The following is a 24,498-nucleotide window of genomic DNA, read 5'->3' on the forward strand; positions in this document are numbered from 1 at the left end:
AATAACACACATGATGAGTGCTTCACTTAGGTTGATTGTGCCTATAAATCAGTAATATTGCGTATTTTCCTCATTTTATATTATCCCTCACCATTTTTAGAAATTAAACAGGCATTTCGTTTGTTGTTATCTATTTCAGATAAGCTATTTTTAATTTTTAAGATTGTTTGAAATATTGAGATGCTGGTTTTAAAAAAAGTTTTTATTTTACTTCATTAGTGACTTACTAAAGTTTGGTATGCCCTACTTAATATCACCGTAATTTTTTTACGGCAAGTTACCATTGATATGCTAGAATGCTTTTTAATACCTAAGGTAAGAGTTATGTAAGAGAGGATAATAAAATGCTACAAGATTTCTCTGTAAGAGGGTTCAGAAACTTTAAGGATTGGTATGATTTTAGTCTTAGAACTAAGAAAAACTATGAGTTTAATTGTAACTCCATTGTTGATGGACTAGTAAACGATGCTGTCATTTATGGCCAAAATGGCTGTGGCAAGTCTAATTTAGGCTTAGCAATTTTGGATATAACATGTCATATAAATGACATCCCTGTCATGCAATCACTAACAACTAACTATTTAAATGGTTATATGGAGGACGGAGGTTTTGCTGAATTTAATTATAAATTTAAATTTGGAAGCGAAATTGTTGAGTATTCATACGGAAAGTCTTCACCTACAAATACTATATATGAAATATTAAAAGTTAATGACGCTGTAATTATTGAAATAGACAGAAGAAAATCTTATAAACTTAATGTAAGGCTTTCTGGTACAGAAACCCTAAATAGAGACCTATCTTCTTCAACTATATCTGCAATTAAGTATATAAAATCTAATTCAGTCTTAGATCTATCTGATAGAAATTCAAAAATATTCAAAGAGTTTACTGAATTTGTTTCTGGGATGGTTTTCTTCCGGACGCTGACTCAAAACGCTGATTATTATGGGCAACAACTTGATACTAGTAGGTTGTCAAAAGAAATCATTGATGCTGGAAAGCTAGCCGATTTTGAACACTTTCTCAATGAAGCGGGAGTTGAATGTAATCTCGGAACTAAAGGTGAAGGGACTGAAGAAAGAATAGTATTCAAGTATAATGACTCTGATATTGATTTTGGTATTGCGGCTTCTACGGGGACTATGTCACTTGGAATATTTTATTTCTGGTGGCTTAAACTTGATACTAATAAACTTTCGTTTGCATATATTGATGAGTTCGATGCTTACTATCATTATTCACTTTCAAAATTAGTAGTCAAAAAGTTAATCAATGTTAATTGCCAAACAATATTGACCACACATAACTTAAGTATTATGACAAATGATCTGCTAAGGCCTGACTGTTATTTCATTTTAGCTGACAAACAATATCCGTTTTATGAGCTTGTAGATAAAGATTTAAGAAAGGCTCATAACTTAGAGAAAATTTATAAAGGCTTAAAATATGAATCCAAAGAGTAATATTCTTTGCATATTTGAAGGCGAGAAAAGAGAAATTCAGTATTTTAAGACTCTAAAAAATGTATATTTTAGCGAATTAAGTATTCTCGTTTGCAGTTATGGCAATGATATCTATGAACTATATAAAGAGCTAAAAGAAGACGAAGATCTAGATGTAATTGAGTTACTTCGAGAATCTAAAAATGTTCCTAAAAATGAAGAAATATTAGAAGGTTATGAGAGGGATAATTTTAACCAAGTATTTTTGTTTTTTGACATAGAATGCCAAGATGATCAGTTTAATACGGATCATCTTCTTTCATTAATAGATATTTTCAGCGAAGAAACTGAAAATGGTAAAGTATTTATTAGCTACCCTATGATAGAAGCTATACGTGATATTCCTACATATGAAGAATATATTTCACACAAAGTAACAATTGAAAACTGCACCGGTAAAAAATATAAGTCTCTATCTGTAAATGGGTTACAAACATTTAATGATCCTAGGCACAGCAGTAAAGAAGATTGGAATCAATTAGTAAAAATAAACGTAGAGAAAGGGAACTATATAACTCTTGGCATTAAAGGAGAATTTATTAACGTTCCGGAACAAAAAGAAATCGCAGTAAAGCAAATATCTTCTATTGCAGAAGAGAATAGGATATTTGTTCTTAGCTCTTATCCTCTTTTTATCTTTCATCAAAAAACCTCCAATTTTTCTTTTTAGCACTGACAAGACTATTCATCCCAATCTTTCTAACTGTCTCCCATTACTAACCTATAACAACTTAATCACCATAGGTTAGTTATTTACTCAATCTCTCAACACATGAATTGCACTTACTATTTGAATCTAAGGCTAACCTAACCCATCTTAAATAATACTCTCTGCATCAACATGCGCCGTAATCACCACGGCAATCGTTTTAGAGGTCGGTGTAAAGCTACCTTTTCCGTAACTCGCTAGGGCAACTAACGGATTGGCTTCTGGAAAATAGGCTGCGATATTGCCACGCGGGGTATCGTAGGGGATTAACTGAAACCCTGTTACTTTGCGCGTCACATCATCAGGCCATAAGGCTTCAACATCGACTCTGTCTTCTGCTTTAAAGCCTAAATCTTCGATGTCTTTTGGGTGCATCATGATGATTTTTCTGTCACCACTAATACCACGATAACGATCTTCAAAACCATAAATGGTGGTGTTGTATTGATCGTGAGAGCGTAATGTTTGTAAGACAAAAATACGATTATTGGTTAATGCACGTTGTGATTCCGAAACAATGCTCACGGGTAAATCGTAAGCCTTAAATTGTGCTTTAGCACTAGCTGTTGACCAAACACGTTGTGCTGCCGTGTTGCCAAGATAAAACCCACCATCTTGCTTACTGCCTTGATTCATCTCTTTAAAGCCGGGGATCGTTTTAGCGATTAAATCACGAATTCTGTCGTAATCTTCAATCACTTTTAACCATTCAATCGGTTGGTCGCCTAACGTCGCTTGCGCCATGCCGGCAATAATTGCAGGTTCAGATAACATCATCGCGGTATCACTTTTTACTACACCTTGTGAGGCGTGCACCATTGAAAATGAGTCTTCTACGGTGACCGATTGCGGATTGTTATTTTGCATATCGATATCCGTGCGCCCTAAACAAGGTAGTATCAGCGATTTTTTACCCACGGTTAAATGCGTACGATTTAACTTTGTTGCGATGCTCACGGTTAATTCACATTGTGATAATGCTTGTTCTGTTATTGGCGTGTCGGGTGTTGCGGCTACAAAGTTACCGCCTAGGGCAATAAACACCTTACTTTTACCACTTAACATCGCCTCAATAGATTGCACGACATTATGGCCTTGATGTTGTGGCGGTTTAAAAGAAAAAGTTTCTTCGAGTGAGTGTAAAAACGCAGCGTCGGGTTTTTCATTAATACCCATCGTGCGATCACCTTGCACATTCGAATGCCCACGTACCGGACAAAGCCCCGCACCTTTACGTCCCACATTACCAAACAGCAGTTGTAAGTTAGTTATTTCTTGAATCGTTTCAACTGAATGTTTGTGCTGGGTAATACCCATCGCCCAAGTAATAATGACGTTTTTACTCTGCTGATATAAATCGGCAGCTTGTGTGATTTGTGCTTCGCTTAGGCCCGATTGCGTGACTATGTGTTGCCACTGCGTTGCTTCAACGGCGATTAAGTAGTCCGCTAAACCTTGCGTATGTTGGTCGATAAACGCTTGATCAAACACATCGTTTGTTTGTTGATGACGCGCTAATAATACTTTGACCATGCCACGCACGGCCGCCATGTCGCCGCCCAAATTAGGCGTGAAATATTGTTGGGTGATTTTTGTCGCGCCCCCGGTTAGCATTTCAGTGGGTACTTGTGGATTTGTAAATCGCTCTAAACCACGCTCTTTTAATGGATTAAAACTGATAATTTTTGCGCCACGTTTTGCAGCCGTACTTAAGGTTTCAAGCATTCTAGGGTGATTAGTGCCAGGGTTTTGTCCAAAAACAAAAATAGCATCGGCATCATCAAAATCGTCCATGGTGACCGTGCCTTTACCTACACCAATCGCCTGTTTTAAGGCAACGCCGCTGGCTTCATGACACATGTTTGAACAATCAGGGAAGTTATTGGTGCCCAATTTACGGGCAAATAATTGATACAAAAAAGCGGCTTCGTTACTGGCGCGACCAGAGGTGTAGAACTCTGCTTGATCAGGACTCTCTAATGCGTTTAATTGCTCAGCAATCAGGTCAAACGCCTGTTGCCATGAAATAGCTTCATAGAGATCAGTCACCGGGTTATAAACAACCGGCTCTGCTAAACGTCCTTGGTATTCAAGGTAATAATCACTTTGTTTTTTAAGCCAACTAACGGGATGGCCGGCAAAAAAATTAGCATCAACACGGCGACTTGTTGCTTCCCAGTTAACCGCTTTAGCGCCATTTTCACAAAACCGAAACGTGGTGCTGTGGGTTTGTTCACCCCATGCACAGCCCGGACAATCAAAGCCGTGGTCTTGATTAGTTTTAAGTAAGTTTCTAATGTTTTTTGCGACATTTTCACTTTTGAGAAGGTGCTTGGCAGTACTGGCTAACGCTCCCCAACCACCTGCTGAACCTTTGTATTCTTTATAACTCATTTAGTAATTCTCCAGTCGCCGTTATAGACATTGAAACTATCTGTTTTAGTAAACCCAATTAACGTCAAATCAAACTGTTTTGCTGCGCTAACCGCAAGGCTAGAAGGCGCACCCACAGATACAATGACATTTATATTTGCCATGATAGCCTTTTGCACTAATTCAAAACTGATACGACCACTCAAAACTAACACTGTCATTGCAAATTTATGGTCGTTTAAACAGCGCAGGCCAATCACTTTATCAACCGCATTATGGCGCCCAACATCTTCGGCAATATGCACAAACTGTTGATTGTCATATAAACCCGCGGCGTGTAAACCACCCGTATGTGAAAAAATAGCCTGTTGCTCACGTAATAAATCAGGTAGATCAAAAAGGGTGTGGCTGTGAATGGTGGTGAGGTTTTCATCAAGATGAGCGGGGGACTTGAGTTGCAACGCATTTAATGAGGTTTTACCGCAAATTCCACAGCTTGAATGATTAGTGAATTGGCGTTCAATCACTTTCCAATCAGGTTGCACATGTTTGGCGAGTAGCACACACACGGCATTCGAATGATCAATTTGATTAGCATCAGCAGACTCTTCGCTACGAGAAGCCATTTTATATTCAAAGGCGCTAATATCATTTTTATGTTTAATGATGCCTTCGCATATTAGAAATCCGTAAATCAACGCGTCATCGTCACCGGGGGTGCGCATGGTTAAGGTTAAAATCTTTTTTTGAAAATCTTGAGTTTGTAAATCGTAATAAGCCAGACTAATTTGCAGTGGCTCTTCAACCGCAATGTCATCTTCAGTAATTCGTTTGCTTAACACGCTTTCATCAAGCGCATTCAATTGACGCTGATAACGAATACGTGGCATTTTTTTAATGGCTTTGGGATGAGGTGTATTACTCGTATATGGCATACAACAATCTTAATGCGTAGAGGGTCAGAAGATTACGACAGTAAAGCGTAAGCCCAATTGATTCAAGGACCCAGCTCACAATGTCCACATTAAAAACAGGGTAGTTGAGCGGTAATCGACATATCGTAATAGTATGGTTAGCCTTTATGATTTTCCTGACCTAGCCTTTTAAGGCATAAAGATAAGGGGAAGAGAGGTAGTCGCTTGCACTTATTTTTGACAATATAACTAACAACTGAATAAAGCCCTTTGATTAACTGTCTGTTTACGTTAAATTACGCGGATCACATGCTAAGAAGAAAGAACATGAATCGATATAAAGATAAAAAAATAGTCGCTGTTGGCGGTGGTCACGGTTTAGGAAGAATGTTAGCCGCGTTAAAAGGCTTTGGCAGCAATGCAACGGGCATCGTTACAACAACAGATAACGGTGGCTCAACAGGACGAATCCGTCATTGTCAGGGTGGTATTGCCTGGGGTGATACGCGTAATTGTATTAATCAGCTAATTACAGAATCATCGCTTGAATCCATTATGTTTGAATACCGATTCAAAGGAGAGGGCGAACTCGATGGCCATAACCTAGGTAACCTAATGCTGACCGCGTTAGATAATTTATCAGTAAGACCCATGGAAGCGATTCAACTGATTCGTAATATGTTGAAAGTAGAAGTTAATATTATCCCGATGTCTGAACATCCTTCGGATCTCAAAGCGTTGACGGAAGATGGCAGTTGGGTGCATGGCGAAAGCAGTGTTGACCAAATGGAAGAAGACCTGCTGCAATTAGATTTACAACCGAAAGTACCGGCAACTCATGAGGCGATTGTTGCTATCAATGAAGCGGATTGTATTATTTTGGGCCCTGGAAGTTTCTTAACCAGTATTATGCCGCCGTTATTATTACCAGAAATAGGCCAAGCCATTTGTAATAATAAAAATGCAAAACTTATCTTTATTGAAAACCTGTCGCCAGAATATGGACCCGCAGGCAGAATGAGTATTGAACAGAAATTAGAATGGTGTGAAAAGGCCTGCGGAGGACGTGTTATCGATGTACTCATCGGTGATACCTTACATGCTAACCTTTCGCCTAAATGGCCATTCTTTAAAGCCGATTTAGCCTCAGAAAATAGTGAGTGGCGCCACGACAGAACTAAATTAATGAAAGCGATTATTGCCCAGCTTGATATTGACCCCGAACAAATTTAATTTGTAATCCGCCTTGCGGGTTACAACGAGTGCTATCTGTGTGGTGAATTTATTCACAACGTCCTGTTCTTCGCCACATTGTAGCCAGCTCATGCCTGATAGCACTTATTTTTCCTACCTAATACAAGATCACCTATTTACTGCACTTGCTATAACCATTAAACCCAATCCGATAACCTCTATTTAATGCATTGATTTACATCAATAAAACATAGCAAAGGACATAAACCCCATTTAATTATCAGTATGAAGAAAAACTTTCTTCATACTGGCCGAATAGCGATGAAAACGAGTAAGTTATTCTCCCTCCGAGCACGTATATTTTCCCTATTAGCTTGCAGCAAAGTTATACATTAATTTATAAACACATTATATGTACGAGTCTTATTATGGATAAAAAATATATTACATCGCTTTTGTTTTGCTCTGTTTGTTTAATTTGGGGAACAACATGGCTAGCGATGGAAATTGCCGTTGATACCATTCCACCTATTTTTTCGACCGCATTACGTTTTCTTATTGCTTCTCCGATCCTGGTTATATTATCTAAAATTTTCAAGCAACCTTTGATGTTTCCTAAAGGGAAACGAAAATGGACTTTACTCGTTGCTGTTTTCTATTTTGCGATTCCCTTTACGTTAATGATTGCAGGCGAGATGTATATTTCTTCCGGTCTTGCCTCTATTATTTTTGCGAATATGCCTATTGCTGTGATGATCATGTCGACGTTATTCTTAGGGCTTAGACTCACAAGACAGCAGTTTGTCGGCCTGTTGATCGCCATTATTAGCTTATATGTTATTTTGTCTAATGAGCTTGGCATCGGGGGTGATAACCTATTAATTGGCTCTGCAGCATTGGCATTAGCTGTGATTATTCATGCGGTTATGTACGTAATGGTACAAAAAAATTGTAAAGACATTGAGGTTATTACCTACAATGCACTGCCGAGTTTTATCGCCTCAATATTACTGTTGATCACCTCGTTTGCCTTTGAACAGGTTGATGTGCAAAGCTTTTCGGCATCATCATTGATCGCGGTTGCCTACTTAGGTGTGTTTGCCAGCGTGGGTGGCATTGTGGCTTATTTCAAATTAGGGCAAGTATCGACCCCTTTTGCGGCTTCGATTTGTTTCTTGATTTTCCCATTAGTCGCGCTTGCTTTATCTGCCGTAACTACTGGCAATATCATTTCAGAGCAATCACTGTATATGCTAATTCCGTTATTAAGCGGTATTTTATTAACGAAGATTTCACCACAAAAGCTATCACTGAAACGACTCACCTTGTTGGCCCGATAGGCAAGGAATGTTGAATGAATCGACCATCATGTTTTTCACTCTCATGATGGTCGTTACTTTTTGCATTGTTTTTAGCGTTATTCTTAGCGTTATTTGGGATTTATTGATAGATTGGGATGTTTGCTTTTAGCTTTACAAGCAATGCGTTAGGTAATTATTCCAATCTGCCGACTATACGATTCCATCTATATTTCAGCTAACTTCTTAGCTTAAAAATGCCCACTGATTTCAAATAAATACTCCACATATCCCCGTCACTTCACTTTATTCTCATATATATTAATAATTATATGGATTATTTTAGTCATTTAGCTACTTAGGCTACAGCTTTTTAGTTGATGTTAATTTCTTCGTTATTTAAAAAATTGGTCGTGATTTTTTGTTTTTACTGGCATAAATACGAGAGTAAATGATGTGATCAGAGATGTTTTAAAGAGAGCATTTGGCATAAGTTTCGCTAGATATTTACTCATAATACGCTGGAAAAACAGTCTAAAACACAGGTAAATGCGTCTAATTAATGATTGTAAATCACTATTAGCGGCATTAAAGAGAGCTGTAATAAAGAAAACAGAACAGAAAGTGAACTTTACTTCTTGCTTTACGTATGAAATAGAAACAAGTGTTGTATGTCTTTCATACTTAGATAAAGGGCTTTCTTATGAATATTCTCAAACTGATTAGAAATTTTACATTATGTATTTCAATATTGAGCATTGTAGGCTGCAGTAATTTACCTGATATGCACGATAATGCAGCAGACAAAAAGACACCTGTTTGGGAACAAACCGCTTCAAAAGGCTCATTAAAAGTGAACTTTTTGTGGGCTAAACCGATTGCTAAAGGACCACTTCCTACCATAATGGTTCATCCTGGCATGCTTCAAAACGCGGAAGATATGAGAGGGGTGTTAATAGATTTGGCAAATCAAGGCTTCATTTCTGTTGCCATTGATTATGAAAGATTGGTTGATGGGCAGTGGCAAACATCAACAATGCCATTACGAAAAAAAGATGAAATTGATTTTATAATGGATCAAGTGACTCAAAATCCTTGGGTTGATAGCGACAATATTGGTTTATTAGGTTTCTCATTAGGTGGTGCACACAGCTTAAAAATAGCAGAGAATAATCCATTAATAAAAGCAGTCGTTGTCTATTATCCAATGACTGATTTTGTACGTTGGGCTAAATCATTTGAAGACGATTTCATTTTATCTTTCATCGTAAACCAAATTAAAGCATCGTATTTAGATGAGTCTGTTGAACATACCGATGCCTCTCACCTTGCACTTGTCAGTCAATATTCTGCGATTAATTTTACCAACAAAATTCAAGCCTCAGTGTTAGTTATACATGGCGATGACGATAAAATTGCACCGGTAGAATATTCAAAAAACTTTGTAAAATCATTACAACTCAGTGGTAATCAAGATTCAAAATTAGTGATTATCAATAAAGGATCACATGGTTTTAATTTTGAACGTAGTGAAAAATCTTTAGAATCTTGGTTCGCTTCACTGAACTGGATGAGCAAACACCTGGGGACAGATTCAAAAATAAACCCAATTATCGCAGCGAATGTTAAAGTGGATTATTAAGTGGAAAGTTTATAATTTCTCAATAGATAATTACCTCATTGATAATTTAAAGTGGTAAAACTAAAAACTTATCCTATTACTTTGATAAGTTTTGTCATTAATAGCCTCTGTAAAATCCCCCTATATTTAATCCATTACAAATACAGTACAATGTATTTTATTTGGGTGAGTATTGATGTAGTATATATACCTTACGGTATATAAAATTTAGATAATTATCGAAATTTATACGACATAATTTTTATATTGATAGATATTATTTGTAATAAGTTTAAACATACATAGGAAATAGTAATGAATTATACATTTGGATTCGTAAAAGGTAGTAAAAACAAGAAAGATGGTGATCATGATCATCGTTCGAATAAAGGAGGGGATCGAACTCCTGCTCAGAAAGAAGCGGATAAAAACAAAAAAAAATAAATTAGTACTTTCATCCTGGATAGAGGTAGATATAAATAATATTAATTATATCTACAGAAATATAATTAATATTATTTAAATTAATAAGGTAATTAATAAATGTCAAAGCAATTAGGATTTTGTTCATTTTGTGGAAATAAAGTTAGAGCTAATATTGAAGAAACAAATTTTTTTAGAAGAGATCGCTGTAGTTGCCCCGAATGTAGCGAGACAATATACGTTTGTAGAAACCCAATTTGCGATAACTATACAAAAGGTGGTGATATTTATGATGATGAATTATGTATTGAATGTGATACCAATGTATCAGAAACATTCAGTGGAATTACTGAAAGTATAAAAAGTGGTCATGAGAGCAACCTTAAAAACTATAGAAATAAAAATGAAACATCATTATTTGAGCTATATGTAAAAACAACAAATCCCCTGCACTTACATCAATTAGTTACAGTGCTAAAAGAAAAAGGTTGTTCTGATTCTGATTTAAAAACTCTAAGGGATAACAGAAAACACTATCATGAAAATAATAAATAAGTTACAACACCACCTTAATTATTAAAATTAAGGATAATCTAACATATATATATTCTATTACCATAAAATTTATGGCAATAGAATGTTTAAGTGGACCAACCCAAGCGATATTGATTTAAAAACCTCTTACTTATATTAGATACCGGTAAGCATGAGTTTCGCTATATTGGTAAAGCCTCTAATGCTTCGCTATATTGGTAAAGCCTCTAATGCTTCGCGATTAAATGAATACCCACGTAATGTTGAAAAAATATTAGCAGGAAAAACCAGACGTCCTATTTTAAAAAAGGATGGTTTACCTCAGTCACGTGGAAATTTACGTTACCGTCATGTGCATTTGGTATTGGCCATTGCAGAAAATAATGGATGGTTGATAGAGCATCATGCAATCGAAAATGCAGATAAAGAAAACTTAAATGAACGTGAACAGTTATTGATTAATCAATATGACTGCAACATGAATAACAAAGATACTTGGTCGATTGAAGAATTTCCTACTTTGTGTGATTCCTTTTTAAAATCTATTAACTTGAATTAACCGCTATAAATCCTATTTATTACTCACAAAGCATCTGAGTGAGATGTGATTTTATATCACTAGTATTCGTTATACTACGAATACTAGCAGTAGGGCATCTTCAAAAAATTCACTGCTGGATAATATAAGCTATAAAATATAAAACGTACGGCTTTAATATCCCACTGCTAGTCAAACCAGAAAACCAATTAAAGGCGATGAATTCAATCGTGAGGTTCTTTAACTAGATAAATCCCTTCATCACTTATCAGATTGCAACACAGCGCGCTTATTATTTAGTCTTGCATGCTGTTAGCCCCCGTATTTACTGGCTTCAGTGACTAAATAGTTGAAAATGAATGGCTAAAACTGTCTGGTTTTTACGCTTTAATCACATAATAGGGCACATTCTAATCAAAAATAGGCGTAAAAGGTCCGTAGTATTCACCCAGGAAGCTCAACGTAAATAGGAATACAACTTACTACTGTGTTTGCTTACAGTGGTAAGGGGCTGTTTTACGCCTTTAGTTAATCATTTACGCGAATGATGTATTAATGCCATTGTTTGTAACAGGCTAATAAAGCGAAGTGATCTAGTGACTTGATGTTTAAAATAGTGACGCTAAAAAGGACAGTATAAAGGAAGAAAAATATTACGTGGCCAGTTGTTAATATGGGTTAGATAAAAAGATGACCGGTCATTATAAATTGGGAACAGAACATCGATAAACAGAACAACTAGAAGCTGAAACTAGCTAGTTAAAAAAAGTAGTTAAAAAAGTAGTCAAAATAAAGCAGCTAAAAATCAGCAGTCAGATAAACCGTTAATATAGAAACTCAGTAATATCTAATCGAAGTGTTATTTAAAATATCGAATTTCTAAATAGGGAAACACATTACTTTTGAATCCTTACTTCGAATGACAGCTGGTAATAGCTATTCTGGAATAGCCAGTTTGGAACAGACAGTTGAGGATAGTTACTGTGATGACATATTTAGAAACGATCAGTAGAAGCTAACAATAAACAAATCGTGACTGACAGTTTATATCTGAGATAACGATCAAGGAATTAAAGACTTGGATTCAAATAATAAGTGGTGAGTAAAACTAAGTTATTAGAGAAATAACCAGCTTAATTAAGAACAGATAAAACTAGCTTTAGGACTTAAGAATTATGCCTTAACAAGGATTCGTTTGAATTACTGAGTTAATCGACAAATTGGCAAAAGTGAAAATCAGCTAGATTAAGCAAAACGCGCGAATAAGGATAATAGTATATTATACATTTTATGTTAAATACGATTATGTTCAATAGCATATAAATTTAGGTTATTGATGCTAATCCTTTATTCGCTATACACTCTAATAGAAACCTTATTTAACATAATATACATTATGCGCATAAACACATTTTGTTAATCAATCTTAATAAGTTAGCCATTTGTGATCTGTCTGTTTAATCTTATCCATTATGCCATGTTACCTATGTATATTAGTCTCTGTTGTTCTGTTATATCTCGCGACACATTACGGTTACACGTTAACGTGTAACTCTATTGTTTCTAAACGCTTTTATTTAATTAGCCTTTTAATACAGAGAAAATATTATGAAAGAAATTCCATTCCGTTGGATTGATAAATACCTCATCCATTTAAAAATCCAAGAGAAATTTTATTTACTCTTCTTCTTGCCCATTGTTGCGTTGATTCTATTTGCCACAGTATTAAATTCTGCAGCCGATAAAATTATTGATAACACCTTGAATCAAGAACTCACTGTCATTAAGAATATTATTGATGCTGGTGATTTTGATGAACAACAAATTCGTGCGCTTATTGCTAATAGCCCATCGCTACAAATTGGATCTGCACCTGGTTCTGTTTCAATACTTGATGGCCAATTAAATATTCAAGCAAGCCACGAAGTTAATTTATGGTCTGGATTATCTACGCTACAAGTTTCACTGTTATCAGTTTGTTTCTTCTTCATTACATTGGTTGGTTATTACATTATGACCTTTATTGGTGGCGCCATGTTTTCCATGAATAAGTCATTACAAACTTTAGCGGATGGTGATTTAACACAGCGCATGAACTACTTTGAAGTCCGTGATGAATTCAGTACGATTGCAATTATGATTGATAATGTTGCTGAACGTAAACAAAAACTGGTGCTTGCGATGCAAGAATCTGTGGCACTTATGCAACAAACGAGTTCTCAATTAAATCAGTCATCACAATCTAGCGCTAACTTATCTGCAACACAACAATCTCACCTTGATTCGTTAGCCAGTGCAACTGAAGAAATGGTATCAACGATTCAAGAAATCACTAAACTTGCACATGATTCAAGCGCACAAACAAATGAAGCACATACCGTTGCACAGTCTGGCCAAGCTAAAGTGACTACGACCTTGAGTTCTATTTCTTCATTGTCTCAAGAAATTAATTCTGCATCGAATGCCGTCAATGAACTTGATAAAGACGCGGCTAAAATTGATGCGGTGGTTTCAACCATCAATAGTATTTCAGAACAAACCAACCTACTTGCTTTAAATGCGGCAATCGAAGCGGCACGTGCTGGCGAACAAGGTCGCGGTTTTGCGGTTGTGGCTGATGAAGTTCGTACCTTAGCGGGACGAACAAATAAAGCGACCATAGAAATTAAAAGCATGATCGAATCATTACAAAAAAATAGCCGTTCATTAACACAACTGATGGGCGCAACCGTAGAAAATGCATCGAAGGGACAACACTTGATGGGCGAAGTGAATGAGGAGATTGAATCTTTGTCGGCTAAAAACTTAGCCATTTCTGACAGTAGCACTCAAATTGCAACGGCCTCTGAAGAACAAGATGTTGTCGCGGCTAACATCGCTCGTAGTGTTGATGAGATAAGAAAGCAATCATCACAAGCATCGGAGTTATTGAATGCAACATCCAACAACATTCAACAATTACAAACTCAAAGTGATTTAATGGAAAATATATTGGTGGGTTTAAAAGCCTAACAGCGTTGTGGTTAATATCTTAAGATGAAACAAAAAAGTTAGCTGACTGCCCTTCTTTTTTGTTCCGTTTTTATAGCTGCTTTTTATTATGACTCTTTTTATTTGTGATCGTTTTTTAAAAACAGATAGAAAATTATCGGTGACGTTTTAAATTTTAAAGATAAAACTTATTCATAATTTATTTTTGACTCAGACTTCTATCAGTCAAAAGTTAGCAGTTAAAACTTACCAGTTAAAAATCAGCAGTTAAAAACTAACAGTATTTAATTTCACTGAGTGCCCTGCTTTAAACTTAATTATTTTAAACTTTATATTCATCTGTTAATAAAAATCGCGTTACAAATATTTTATTAATCCCAATCCCATTCGTAATAAGCATCAACCGCTTGGTCAATACCACTTGATGCTTCGATATAAAATCGTTCAAACATTTCATATCGAATTGCAAAAATTGAAAAACTATCAAACACACCCACGCCATAACTAATTTCTACACCGGGTGCGATTTCACCACGTACACCCACTGATTGTTCCTCGCCTGTACCGCTGGACGAAAGTGATAAATCTTTAATACCAACACCTTCACCAATAGTACTCATTAATCCATCGGATTGTCCGGCTGCAATATCGATTAACATGTTCGCCATGGTGCTACTCTCCGAAGAACTATCTAGTGAGTGCCCACGTGTTAAATATGATAATGCTTCTTGTTGAGACATCGCGGGCTCAGAAAATATGACTAATTCTAATTCGTCTGGTGTGCCGGTTACACGGACACCGGCAATAACACTGTCTTGAATTTTATTAGGATCGCGTATCGCTTCAAGTGTTAGGTAAGGAGAATCCGGCGCACCTTGAAATATCACACGACTTTTCTGTAGTACTAATTGCTGGCCTAATGATCGGTAGCTACCATCAACAAAACTTAACTCGCCATTAATAGATAAGTCTTTCGCTAATGGCTTTTTAATTAATAATTTACCTTCAATAAAGGAGTCTAATCCTAGTGCAACCAATTGAAAATCATTACCCATATCCAGTGATAGATCGATAATAATCGGTAAATCAGGTGCTACTTTTTCTTTTTCTACATCAACAACGATAATATCTTTTGACTGAGAAATGGCACCAGCCGGTAATTCCTTAACAACGACCTTACCTTTATCGATAAATATCCCACCTTTAACACTAATATTCTCATTCACATGTAATTGAATATCAGGGCTAACCAGTAAGTCTATTTTTCCATAGTCGTATATTTCTAACTTATGAGCGTAAAAATGCACATCACCCATCAGTTTTTTAGACCAATCAAACTGCCCTTTTATAAAGGCAATACCCGGTGTCGCTTGCGCTTTAGCCTTGGTGATTATATTAGATTTATCGTGTTTGATTATTTTGTTTTTTACTTTCTTTACCGATTTATCGAAGATATTAAGGGTATTTGTCAGCAAGGGGATATTAGCTGTTTTCTCAACAATTGTATTAGTATCGCTGGTATTAAATGAACCAAGGACAGTCGCTTGGGTATTATTGATTTTAATTTCGGTGTGCAGTTCGCTTATTTTCATCGGTAACGCAGGGCTACTAATATAGCCATGCTGAATATTGACATCTCCATTAATCGTTGGATTTTTCAATTTTCCGGCAATCGTTAATTGGCTATTCAATTGTCCTTTTAACGATTCTAGCTGCGGAATAAGCGGTAACAATAACTCAAAATCAGGTAAGCTGATATCAACACTCGACTCAATTGTGGGCGTTTTCTTGTAAGGTGCGACTTGGCCGTTAATTTCAATGTTTATTAATTGTTCTGAAAATATATTCGCGCCAATAACAACGTTTTCATCGCTACCTTTTACATCAATATTAAAGGATTTCATTGGGTAATTTTTAAAGGCTTGATTTTGGGGATCACTATTAATTTTGAGTAACATGTCATCGGAAACAACATTAACGGTAAAGTTTGGTTTACTGTCTTTTTCCCATTTTAAATCGGCATTTGCTGAAAGTGCACCGGCCATTTTAAATTCATCGGGTAAAAATGGGTTAATGTTAGCCAATAAATATTGGTCGATATCAAAGGCGACCTTGCCTGACTCGCCAACATTAAATTCACTAACACAGAGTTTTCCTGCCTTGTGTTCACCGGACTTTCCAATGTTACTGGCACGCGCCTGCCAACAATGGTCAGTTATACTGATGTTATTTTTCTGTTGTGTTACTTGAAAAGGTTTGGCTAATGTCAGGGTTTGATACGGTAAAAATAGTTTAGCTTGATTAAGCTCTGTCAGTAAATCATCATCGGTTTGAGTCAGGTAAAGCATTAAATCAGTAGAAATTATTTCACTGTTAACGAGTAATTCAATTTGGTGTTTAACGTTTTCATCTGCGACATTTTCATTAGTAATATCGAGCTCAATGTTATCGACAACTTGATTATCAACAGTGAGTTGTGTCGCTTTTAAGACTAATGCGAGTTGTGGTTTTTTTGTCACTATCACTTTACTATTAAGACTTAACTTCTCAAGTTGATAGTTTTCATAGGATAAATCATGTGCCTTTAATTGGCTTTGGATTGCTAATTTTTCAAAGGGCCCTGTCAGATTAATCTGTCCCTTTATTGCACCTTTTGTCCCGATCACGGCATGACTAATATCCACGATATTAAGGTCAATATTAAGATCGTTCTGCTCCGCTAATAACCCATTGACCACCAATGAATTGTCAGCATTATTTATCGTGAGTTTTTCAATACTAATGCCCTGTTTATCATTGCCAGAAACACGACCTAATATGCTTAAAGGACGTGTTAACAATTCGCCTTCAATATGTAATTCAGGAAAATCGAATTGCCATTCAGGTGGGCTGTTTTCATAAAGCGTGACGGCGACTTGTTGTTTTATTAATCCTGATAATTGAGCGTCATAGGGCGTTTTTAATTTATCGATATTAATATCGGTAATGCTCAATTGGCCTAACCAATCAATGCGATCTTTCCAGGTTAATAAACCAGAGAAGTCTATTTCACCGTCTAGGGTTTCTACTTTTAATGTTTCGACCTGTAACTGCTGTAAATCACCTTGTGTTTTTAGACTGACTTTACCACCGGGTAAATCCGTTAAGGCATATTCAGTTTGTAAATCGATTTGATGATCCTGTAATGAGCCTTTACTGCTGAAACTACCCTGCTTACTGCCATATTGAGCTTTACCGGTTAATGGCCAGTTTATATTTTGCCAATCCAGTTGAATACTGTGCGGTAAGTTAGGCGCAAAGAGATCAAGATGGGTGCTTAATTGAAGATTAATTTTATTAGACAGTAATAATTCACTGCTTAAATCAGACAAACTGCCTTTACTGGCGAGTACATAATCCAGCTCGTTCAGTAATGTTTCTGGTTGTAGCTGTTTTATACTTTTAACACGTCCATCGATATGAATATCGAGTGGGTAGTCGTCTATAAAATTGATTTCACCTTTTAAATTGACGCGTGTTTCTGGGATGTCGAGTGCAAACTGACTAATTGATAATTTGCTTTCGATAAAGGTGAAAGCTGTTTTTAATTCCGTTAATTCGAACAGTGTCTGCTGATTTTGTACAATCTTAAACTGCTCAATAATAATAGGTTCAATGTTGAGATTGATTGGCAGTTTGACGGTTGGCAACATGTTTTCGGTTAATATAGCGGGCAAGGATTTTATGCTTAAATCCATTTTCTTTTTATGTTTGCTAACGGTTTTGTTGTTGGTTTTTACAAGCACTTCAGGGCTATCGGGTAAGGTAATTAACAAGCCATTGATCTGTGACGCTAATGATATATCTTTGCCCGTGCCATCCGCTTGCAGTAATAATTTATCGAGCTCAACACTTAACTCACCCATATTAAAGGTGATATTGGTTAAGCTTATATTGTCGATATTGAGATCAATAGGAAGCTCAATCACTAATGGAGCCGAATCTGTTTCACTCTCAGGTGCTGCTTGTGTACTTGGCTCAGGAAGTGAAATAGTCGCGCCATCGATATTTAAAGATTGTAAACACAGCGCCTGCGTTAAACATGACCAGTTAAATTGGTAATCTAATGAGGCAATTTCAATTTGGGTATCACCATCAACCCAACCGACATTTTGAATCTGTGGTGAGCGGAATAACGAACCTTCAATCAAGTCAATCGACAATCGTGACTCAAACTGTTTCGCGAGTGTGATAATCGCTTGGTTACCCGTATGGGTAAAGAGCAATAAACTGCTGAGAATAATAGTCGTCAGTAATACCGAGGCAAGGGTGATTGACGTATATTTTGCTATTTTTACAGTCCAAGAAATGATGCTCATAACTCAGGGCCTATCATGAAATGAATGGCGAAAGCGTTAATTTCATTGGTGATCGGTTTTGCCACATAAAGTCTAATCGGTCCTACTGGTGATGCCCAAACAATACCCCCACCGACACTGCTTGAAATGACTTCAGAGAAGTCATCGGTCGCGGTACCTACATCGGTAAACATGGCTAATTTCCAATTTTCAGCAATTGGAAAACGATACTCTAAACTGCCCACGGCTAAATATTTACCGCCCACTAAATAACCTTGTGAATCTTCCGGCGCGATACTTTCATAATCAAAACCACGGATACTTTGGTCACCACCGGTAAAGAAACGCATAGAAGATGGCACACTGTAAATGGAGTCGGTTTGAATTGCCCCGAGCTCAGCGGAGGCAACAAATTGATGGCCTTTATAGGTGCGGATTATTTTTGCTTGGCCGTAGACTTTGACTAGATCATCACTGGATAACCACCACTCATTTGAAACCTCAAACGAACCCATCAATTTATCGCCCCAAGTGGTATTAACGCCGGCATTTGTTCGGGTTCGACTGTAACTGATACCAGGAATGATTAGCGCATTAGAGAAATCTTGCTGACCCTGTCGACCCTCTTCATGGTCGTAACGTATGAAAATAGTGCGCATCCAATCACTTTTCAAACGCCAATGGCGGTTTAAACCGATTAAATATTGCGTAGTATCGGTATCGTTTTGGTCTAACATTTTGTAACCCGATTGTACCGACATGTAGTTGTATAAAGGATCTTCTAAGGGGATTTTATAGGTGAGAGAGGCTTCTTGTTTAGGAATAGAAGCAACAATATTACCTTCAATTGAATGACCATATTGATTGACCCAAGGTCTTGTCCAACGAAACTTTCCTCGTATACCTTCATCGGTTGTAAAACCTAAACCGGCATTAAAAGAGTCTTCAGGACGCATACTTGCGATGACCTGTAGCGGTACATTAAGGCCTTGTTTGGCTGCAAACTCAGGTAAAATAGTAATACTTTTAAAGTAGCCGGTTTCGCTTAAATCGGTATTAAATTCACTTAATTTCCTGGCATCAAAAGGGTCGCCTACTTGAAAGCTTTTTAAGCTTTTAACGAACTTATCCGCGGGTAAGGTATTGTTGAAAACGAGCTCCCCAAATTGGTAACGTGGACCAGTATCAAACCACAGCGAGATGCTGGCGCTATTATTCAAGGAAGTCACTTCAACACTCGCTTTAGTAAATTTCGAGTCAAAATATCCGTAACGACGGGCAAGACTTTTTAGGCTACTTTTAGCCGATTCATAATTAGCATGCTCTAACACAGTGCCTTTTGAGAGTGAGAATGAATCTAATAGCGTGATAAAACGGGGAGAGGTACTGCCTTCACCAGACAATTGAATGTCGGATTCAGTAATAAAGGTTTGCGCACCTAAGTTGATAACGATGGTGACGATTTGTTCCAACTCTTCGTCTTCCTGCTCTTCGCTACTCACACTAATATCAATGATCGGTTGGTAATAGCCAAAAACAGTTAAGGCAGCTGCGCTTGATTTTTTTACTTCGGCTAAGTAGTCGTCATTGTTTGCGTCTTTTGGCGCGTCTAAGGCTTCTAAATAGATTTCGACATTAGATTGTTCATCACCACCGATTCCGTCAATTTCATATTCTATGAGTGCATAGCTAAAAGCACTATAGAAAAGTGCCAGTAAGGCACAGAGTGGTGTTAAAAGTATTCTCATTGTGTTTATTAATCATCTACTGTTTTTTAAATAAAAGAGTCTGAAAGTCTTGTTTTGCCATCGGCGTGCCAACGAGATATCCCTGGAATTGTGTACAGCCATTTTCAATCAGAAATTGTAATTGTTCTTCTGATTCGACCCCTTCTGCTACCACTTCAAGTTTTAATGATTCCGCCATATTTATAATGCTGCTGACAATCACTTTTTGATTGTTATCTTGCATTAAGTTTTCGATAAATGACTGATCTATTTTAAGTGTTGATACGGGTAAAACACTTAAGTATGAAAACGAAGAATAACCCGTGCCAAAGTCGTCAATCGCAAAGCAGATACCCAGTTTACGCAACTTATTGAGCTTTTCAATCGCTAATGCTTTATGGGTTATTAATACGCTTTCGGTTATCTCTATTTCGATTAAATTAGCATCAGCCTGTGTTCTTTCTAGGTAATGTTGAATCGAATCGGTAAAGCCAACTTGCAATAATTGTTTTGGACTCACGTTAATTGATAACGTGGTAAAGCTTTCCGGTAAACCTAACATTTCCCATTGCGCTAACTGCTCAAAAGCGGTTTTGACAATCCAATCACCCAATGAATAAATAAGGCCTGAATCTTCAGCAATAGGAATGAAATCTGCAGGGTTAATCCAACCATCTGTTTTATGGAACCATCTAATTAACGCTTCAGCACCAATTAGTTGTCCGCTTGCATCGGTACGAGGCTGAAAGTAGAGGCTAAATTCATTATTATCTAAACCATGCTGAATCTTCTTTTGCATGTTATGACGTGCTTGAATGGTCTCTTCTATCTCTTTGGCAAAAAACGAGATATTACTAAAGTGATTATTCTCTGAAAACTTAAGCGCCATTTGAGATTGGCGTAAAATATCTTTTGCATTACAGTCGATTAAAGGAAACAGTTCAATACCAAAGGCACACGACAAGGTGATCTCTTCGTCTTCAATATCAAAAATACCTTTTAAGTTTTTATCTAATTTCTTGGTAAACTCAAGCGCCATTTCGGCAGCATGTTCACGATTTTGGTGAAGGTCGGGCAAAATAGCGACAAATTCACTACCTGAAAGATGCGCAACAAAATCCGGCCCTGTTTTACACTCTTCAATACGACGCGCAATGGCATATAATAAGGCTTCACCGCGGTAATTACCCTGTAGGTCTGAAATGCTTTTATATTGGTTACACTCGATAAATATAATCGCACCGTAGAGATCATTATGTTTTGCACGGGTACTTTCTTGTTCGATATTAACCAATAATTGGCTTCTATTCGGTAGCTGCGTAATGGCATCAAATTGCGCTTGGTAACTGAGTGTTTCTTGCGACTTTTTATAATTACTGACGTCGGTATTGGTACCAATCACACGTAACGGTAAACCATTAGCGTCCCACGAGACTGTTTGACCACGACTTAATATCCAGCGATATTCGCCGTTATGACAACGGATGCGGTGGGTACTTTCAAAAAATGATTTTTTACCGGTGAAATGTTCTTGTAGCTCTTTTAATACCAAGAACAAGTCATCGTAATGAATACGCGTTTCCCACTCTTCAATCGAATCATCTATCTCGTCTTGCTTGAAACCGATCATCTCTTTCCAACGTTCAGAATAATAAACACTGTCTTGATCTATATTCCAGTCCCAAACGCCATCTCTTGCGCCGCTTAATGCATACAACAAGCGCTGTTCGCTGGCTGATAATGCGTTCAAATTTCTGGTCACCTCTTCAGATAACGCGGCATAAGTATGCTGTAATACGCCTATTTCACCGAGTCCGGATTGATCAATTTCGACCTGGTTATTTAAGTCAGATAGCTTGGTTGATTTGGCTAATTTGTTAAGGGGTAAAATGATAAAACGGTTCATGATGTAGATAAGCACAAACAAGCTAATAAGCAGCGTGACGGTTATTTTAATCAAAGAAAATAGGGCTTCATAACGTAATTCGGTGATCGCACTGGTTAAAGAATAACGAATGAAAATCAAACCATTAAACTTACGGTTTAAACTATTGCCTTTAGAGAGCATCTGCAACGGCGCATAAACAATAAGGTCTTGAGAATATTGATTGTATTGGAAGATAAACTCATTTTTTTCCATTACTTGGTTTAATAACTGACCGTCGTAATGCTCTAGTTGTAACTTAGCAAACATGTATTTTTTGCGCAGTGTATTACTCAGCACAATTTGCTGATTGTGATCAACCACGGCGATACTTTTGAAGTTTTGATCCAGTGCGGTTTCTGAAACGACATTTTGCGCTTGTGCTTTTTCTAGACGCATTAATGAATTCGACAATGTGGTTTGTAAATTACCGGCAATACCTTTGATATATTGTGCTTTCTCCTTATACAGTTTTTGTTGTGCCTGTTGGTACTCAACAAAAAAAACAGCGCCCTGTAAGAAGAAAAATACGATAAATACAATCGATGGCACCACGATATTAAGGGATAGTTTATTAATGTTATTCATAAATAACGCTCTCTAAAATACGTGTTGAAATCATCGAATTAAAGTTATCAGGAATCTTGCCTAACATATTTTTTTGAGTCATAAAATTACTCAATTGATTCGCTTGTAACTCAATGTTTGAAGGCGAACCTGAAAGGCGTAATAAAGCGTCTTCGGGCTGAATGAACTGGGTACCTTTAAAAGATTCTTCTAATAGATACGGGTACATTTGTAGTCGCACCGCGATCGTGGTCAGTGCATCCCTTGGATGTAACTGATAATAATCGTAAGCCTCATAAAAGCGTTTTAATAAGTAGGTTATTTGTGGCTCTTTACTGCGTAATATTTCTTCTCTTACGACGATTAAGTGAGTAATGCGTTGCTGTAAAATATTTGAGTTGAGCAGCTCACGTGCACCTAGTTGCAATAGCTGTTGTTTTTCGGGCTCTCTGACAATCAAACCATCGATATTACCCTGCATGTAAACATCTTTCGCTTCGCTTTGTTTTACTTCAAATAACTGAATAGTTTGGTTATTAATACCTGATAAGGTAAAGACTTCATCGAGTAATAACGCGCCTGCGGCTTTGTTTTCGTAACCGATTGATCGCCATTTCAAACTTTCTAGGTTCTTGATTTCAGGTTTAACTAATAGAGCATCACCCCCGGTTGATTGATCAATCACTGACACAACTTTTAAATCAATACCAAGTGCAATCAGCGTTAACACTTCATCAAGTGATAAAAACGCAACGTCTAATTTTCCCGTTTGAAAGGCTTGAATAACACTGGTTGAAGAGGGTAATTCGAATAATGAGTATTGTTCCTCTGGCAGGTAATTTAATTCTTTAGCCAGAAAAAGCAATTCGAAATTAGGCCAAGGCGCAGCCCCGACGGTTAATGGTCGTTCGTAAGGACTACAAGCGCCTAACAAAAGAAGAGAAAACAATAATGCAGTCAATCGTTTAGCGCGTAATAATGATAATTTCATAGAAGACCTAACATACATAAATGTAGTCATTTTAGAGAGCAGGATGAATGATGATCATGACAGAAAGGCAGATACAAAAAAACCGCTATTTAGTGATAAATAGCGGTTTTTGATAAATTTTAGTGTTTATACACTGCAAATTTACTGCATCATTATTATAAGCAAACTAAGTGAACAAATTAGCAACAAAAATTCCATGAATTACAGCCCCTTTTGCTCTGTTTATTTATTGTTAATGACAATTTAAAAAGTAGACGCTTGTAACGCGCTAATACGATCTTCAATCGGGGGGTGCGACATAAACAAACCACCACTGCGTTTACCTGAAATACCAAAGGCCATTAAGCTACCTTCCAATTTAGGCTCACTGCCCTGTTGTAAACGTTGCAAGGCTGCGATCATTTTCTCTTTACCTACTAATGACGCGGCACCAGAGTCGGCGCTGAATTCACGTTGTCTTGAATAGTACATAACGATGGTGCTCGCTAAAATACCAAACACCACTTCTAAGGCAAAGACGATAATATAATAAGAGAAACCACGACCAGAAGACTCTTCATCATTATTACCACTCATAAAGTTATCGATAATACCGCCAACAATACGTGCAATGAAGATAACAAAGGTATTCACTACACCTTGAATCAAGGCAAGTGTCACCATGTCACCACTTGCGACGTGGCTTATTTCATGTGCTAATACCGCTTCTGCTTCATCACGGGTCATGTTATTTAACAAACCCGAACTCACTGCCACTAAGGCTTTATTTTTGTTCATGCTGGTTGCAAAGGCGTTCATATCCTGTGCGTCATAAATAGCAACTTCTGGGCAATCAATACCTGCTTGTTTATA

16 protein-coding genes are annotated in these 24,498 nt (G+C 37.0%); 9 read left to right on the forward strand and 7 right to left on the reverse strand.

Features of this window, described 5'->3' with window-relative positions:
* The first annotated feature begins 344 nt into the window (after nt 1-344).
* Nucleotides 345-1,466, forward strand: coding sequence for an AAA family ATPase (locus CXF74_RS17600; protein WP_101083838.1), 1,122 nt, complete (start codon nt 345-347; stop codon nt 1,464-1,466).
* Complete coding sequence (locus CXF74_RS17605) at nt 1,450-2,175, forward strand: hypothetical protein (RefSeq protein ID WP_101083839.1); 726 nt, start codon at nt 1,450-1,452, stop codon at nt 2,173-2,175. Before CXF74_RS17600 ends, CXF74_RS17605 begins: the two co-directional genes overlap by 17 nt.
* Before the next feature lie 147 nt (nt 2,176-2,322).
* Here CXF74_RS17605 and CXF74_RS17610 read toward each other — a convergent pair whose 3' ends face one another.
* Both CXF74_RS17610 and fdhD read right to left on the reverse strand, forming a co-directional pair.
* Entirely contained in the window at nt 2,323-4,608 is a 2,286-nt protein-coding gene (locus tag CXF74_RS17610; protein ID WP_101083840.1) for an FdhF/YdeP family oxidoreductase, read from the reverse strand.
* Nucleotides 4,605-5,522 (reverse strand): formate dehydrogenase accessory sulfurtransferase FdhD, encoded by a 918-nt coding sequence (fdhD, locus tag CXF74_RS17615; RefSeq protein WP_101083841.1) that lies wholly within the window; start codon nt 5,520-5,522, stop codon nt 4,605-4,607. The genes CXF74_RS17610 and fdhD overlap by 4 nt, the downstream gene beginning before the upstream one ends.
* A 306-nt stretch (nt 5,523-5,828) precedes the next feature.
* Between fdhD and CXF74_RS17620 the strand changes: the two genes are divergently transcribed.
* From CXF74_RS17620 to CXF74_RS17645, 7 genes are all read left to right on the forward strand, one after another.
* Nucleotides 5,829-6,734, forward strand: a complete 906-nt coding sequence (locus CXF74_RS17620; protein WP_101083842.1) for a YvcK family protein — start codon at nt 5,829-5,831, stop codon at nt 6,732-6,734.
* 389 nt (nt 6,735-7,123) lie between these two features.
* Entirely contained in the window at nt 7,124-8,035 is a 912-nt protein-coding gene (locus CXF74_RS17625) for a DMT family transporter (RefSeq protein ID WP_101083843.1), read from the forward strand.
* 661 nt (nt 8,036-8,696) lie between these two features.
* A complete protein-coding gene (locus tag CXF74_RS17630) occupies nt 8,697-9,635 on the forward strand; it encodes an alpha/beta hydrolase family protein (RefSeq protein ID WP_101083844.1) in 939 nt (312 codons plus the stop codon).
* A 294-nt stretch (nt 9,636-9,929) separates the two neighbouring features.
* On the forward strand, nt 9,930-10,058 hold the full coding sequence (locus tag CXF74_RS22935) for a hypothetical protein (RefSeq protein ID WP_269800781.1): 129 nt from the start codon (nt 9,930-9,932) through the stop codon (nt 10,056-10,058).
* A 99-nt stretch (nt 10,059-10,157) separates the two neighbouring features.
* Nucleotides 10,158-10,592 (forward strand): hypothetical protein, encoded by a 435-nt coding sequence (locus CXF74_RS17635; RefSeq protein WP_101083845.1) that lies wholly within the window; start codon nt 10,158-10,160, stop codon nt 10,590-10,592.
* Nucleotides 10,593-10,773: 181 nt separating this feature from the next.
* A complete protein-coding gene (locus tag CXF74_RS17640) occupies nt 10,774-11,130 on the forward strand; it encodes a hypothetical protein (protein ID WP_101083846.1) in 357 nt (118 codons plus the stop codon).
* Nucleotides 11,131-12,717: 1,587 nt separating this feature from the next.
* On the forward strand, nt 12,718-14,121 hold the full coding sequence (locus CXF74_RS17645; protein ID WP_101083847.1) for a methyl-accepting chemotaxis protein: 1,404 nt from the start codon (nt 12,718-12,720) through the stop codon (nt 14,119-14,121).
* Nucleotides 14,122-14,471: 350 nt separating this feature from the next.
* Here the strand turns inward: CXF74_RS17645 and CXF74_RS17650 are convergent, their stop codons facing one another.
* The 5 genes from CXF74_RS17650 to htpX form a co-directional block, all read right to left on the reverse strand.
* Nucleotides 14,472-18,458, reverse strand: coding sequence for a translocation/assembly module TamB domain-containing protein (locus CXF74_RS17650; RefSeq protein ID WP_101083848.1), 3,987 nt, complete (start codon nt 18,456-18,458; stop codon nt 14,472-14,474).
* Nucleotides 18,455-20,185: an autotransporter assembly complex protein TamA gene (locus CXF74_RS17655; RefSeq protein ID WP_101083849.1), complete on the reverse strand. Its 1,731-nt coding sequence runs from the start codon at nt 20,183-20,185 to the stop codon at nt 18,455-18,457. Before CXF74_RS17655 ends, CXF74_RS17650 begins: the two co-directional genes overlap by 4 nt.
* A gap of 16 nt (nt 20,186-20,201) precedes the next feature.
* The gene (locus CXF74_RS17660) at nt 20,202-22,676 is read right to left on the reverse strand and encodes a bifunctional diguanylate cyclase/phosphodiesterase (RefSeq protein ID WP_101083850.1); all 2,475 of its coding nucleotides are present in this window, start codon (nt 22,674-22,676) and stop codon (nt 20,202-20,204) included.
* Nucleotides 22,669-23,646 carry an ABC transporter substrate-binding protein gene (locus CXF74_RS17665; RefSeq protein WP_157822444.1) on the reverse strand — a complete coding sequence of 326 codons (978 nt, stop codon included), beginning with the start codon at nt 23,644-23,646 and terminating at the stop codon, nt 22,669-22,671. Before CXF74_RS17665 ends, CXF74_RS17660 begins: the two co-directional genes overlap by 8 nt.
* A gap of 243 nt (nt 23,647-23,889) precedes the next feature.
* Nucleotides 23,890-24,498 (reverse strand): protease HtpX (htpX, locus tag CXF74_RS17670; RefSeq protein ID WP_101083852.1); only part of this gene is annotated, 609 nt, incomplete at its 5' end.

This window comes from Psychromonas sp. Urea-02u-13, assembly GCF_002835995.1.
Taxonomy (GTDB): Bacteria; Pseudomonadota; Gammaproteobacteria; order Enterobacterales; family Psychromonadaceae; genus Psychromonas.

Coding starts and splice junctions, on each gene's coding strand:
- CXF74_RS17600 (WP_101083838.1), top strand. CDS start 345: ATGCTACAAGATTTCTCTGTAAGAGGGTTCAGAAACTTTAAGGATTGG.
- CXF74_RS17605 (WP_101083839.1), top strand. CDS start 1,450: ATGAATCCAAAGAGTAATATTCTTTGCATATTTGAAGGCGAGAAAAGA.
- CXF74_RS17610 (WP_101083840.1), bottom strand. CDS start 4,608: ATGAGTTATAAAGAATACAAAGGTTCAGCAGGTGGTTGGGGAGCGTTA.
- fdhD (WP_101083841.1), bottom strand. CDS start 5,522: ATGCCATATACGAGTAATACACCTCATCCCAAAGCCATTAAAAAAATG.
- CXF74_RS17620 (WP_101083842.1), top strand. CDS start 5,829: ATGAATCGATATAAAGATAAAAAAATAGTCGCTGTTGGCGGTGGTCAC.
- CXF74_RS17625 (WP_101083843.1), top strand. CDS start 7,124: ATGGATAAAAAATATATTACATCGCTTTTGTTTTGCTCTGTTTGTTTA.
- CXF74_RS17630 (WP_101083844.1), top strand. CDS start 8,697: ATGAATATTCTCAAACTGATTAGAAATTTTACATTATGTATTTCAATA.
- CXF74_RS22935 (WP_269800781.1), top strand. CDS start 9,930: ATGAATTATACATTTGGATTCGTAAAAGGTAGTAAAAACAAGAAAGAT.
- CXF74_RS17635 (WP_101083845.1), top strand. CDS start 10,158: ATGTCAAAGCAATTAGGATTTTGTTCATTTTGTGGAAATAAAGTTAGA.
- CXF74_RS17640 (WP_101083846.1), top strand. CDS start 10,774: ATGCTTCGCTATATTGGTAAAGCCTCTAATGCTTCGCGATTAAATGAA.
- CXF74_RS17645 (WP_101083847.1), top strand. CDS start 12,718: ATGAAAGAAATTCCATTCCGTTGGATTGATAAATACCTCATCCATTTA.
- CXF74_RS17650 (WP_101083848.1), bottom strand. CDS start 18,458: ATGAGCATCATTTCTTGGACTGTAAAAATAGCAAAATATACGTCAATC.
- CXF74_RS17655 (WP_101083849.1), bottom strand. CDS start 20,185: ATGAGAATACTTTTAACACCACTCTGTGCCTTACTGGCACTTTTCTAT.
- CXF74_RS17660 (WP_101083850.1), bottom strand. CDS start 22,676: ATGAATAACATTAATAAACTATCCCTTAATATCGTGGTGCCATCGATT.
- CXF74_RS17665 (WP_157822444.1), bottom strand. CDS start 23,646: ATGAAATTATCATTATTACGCGCTAAACGATTGACTGCATTATTGTTT.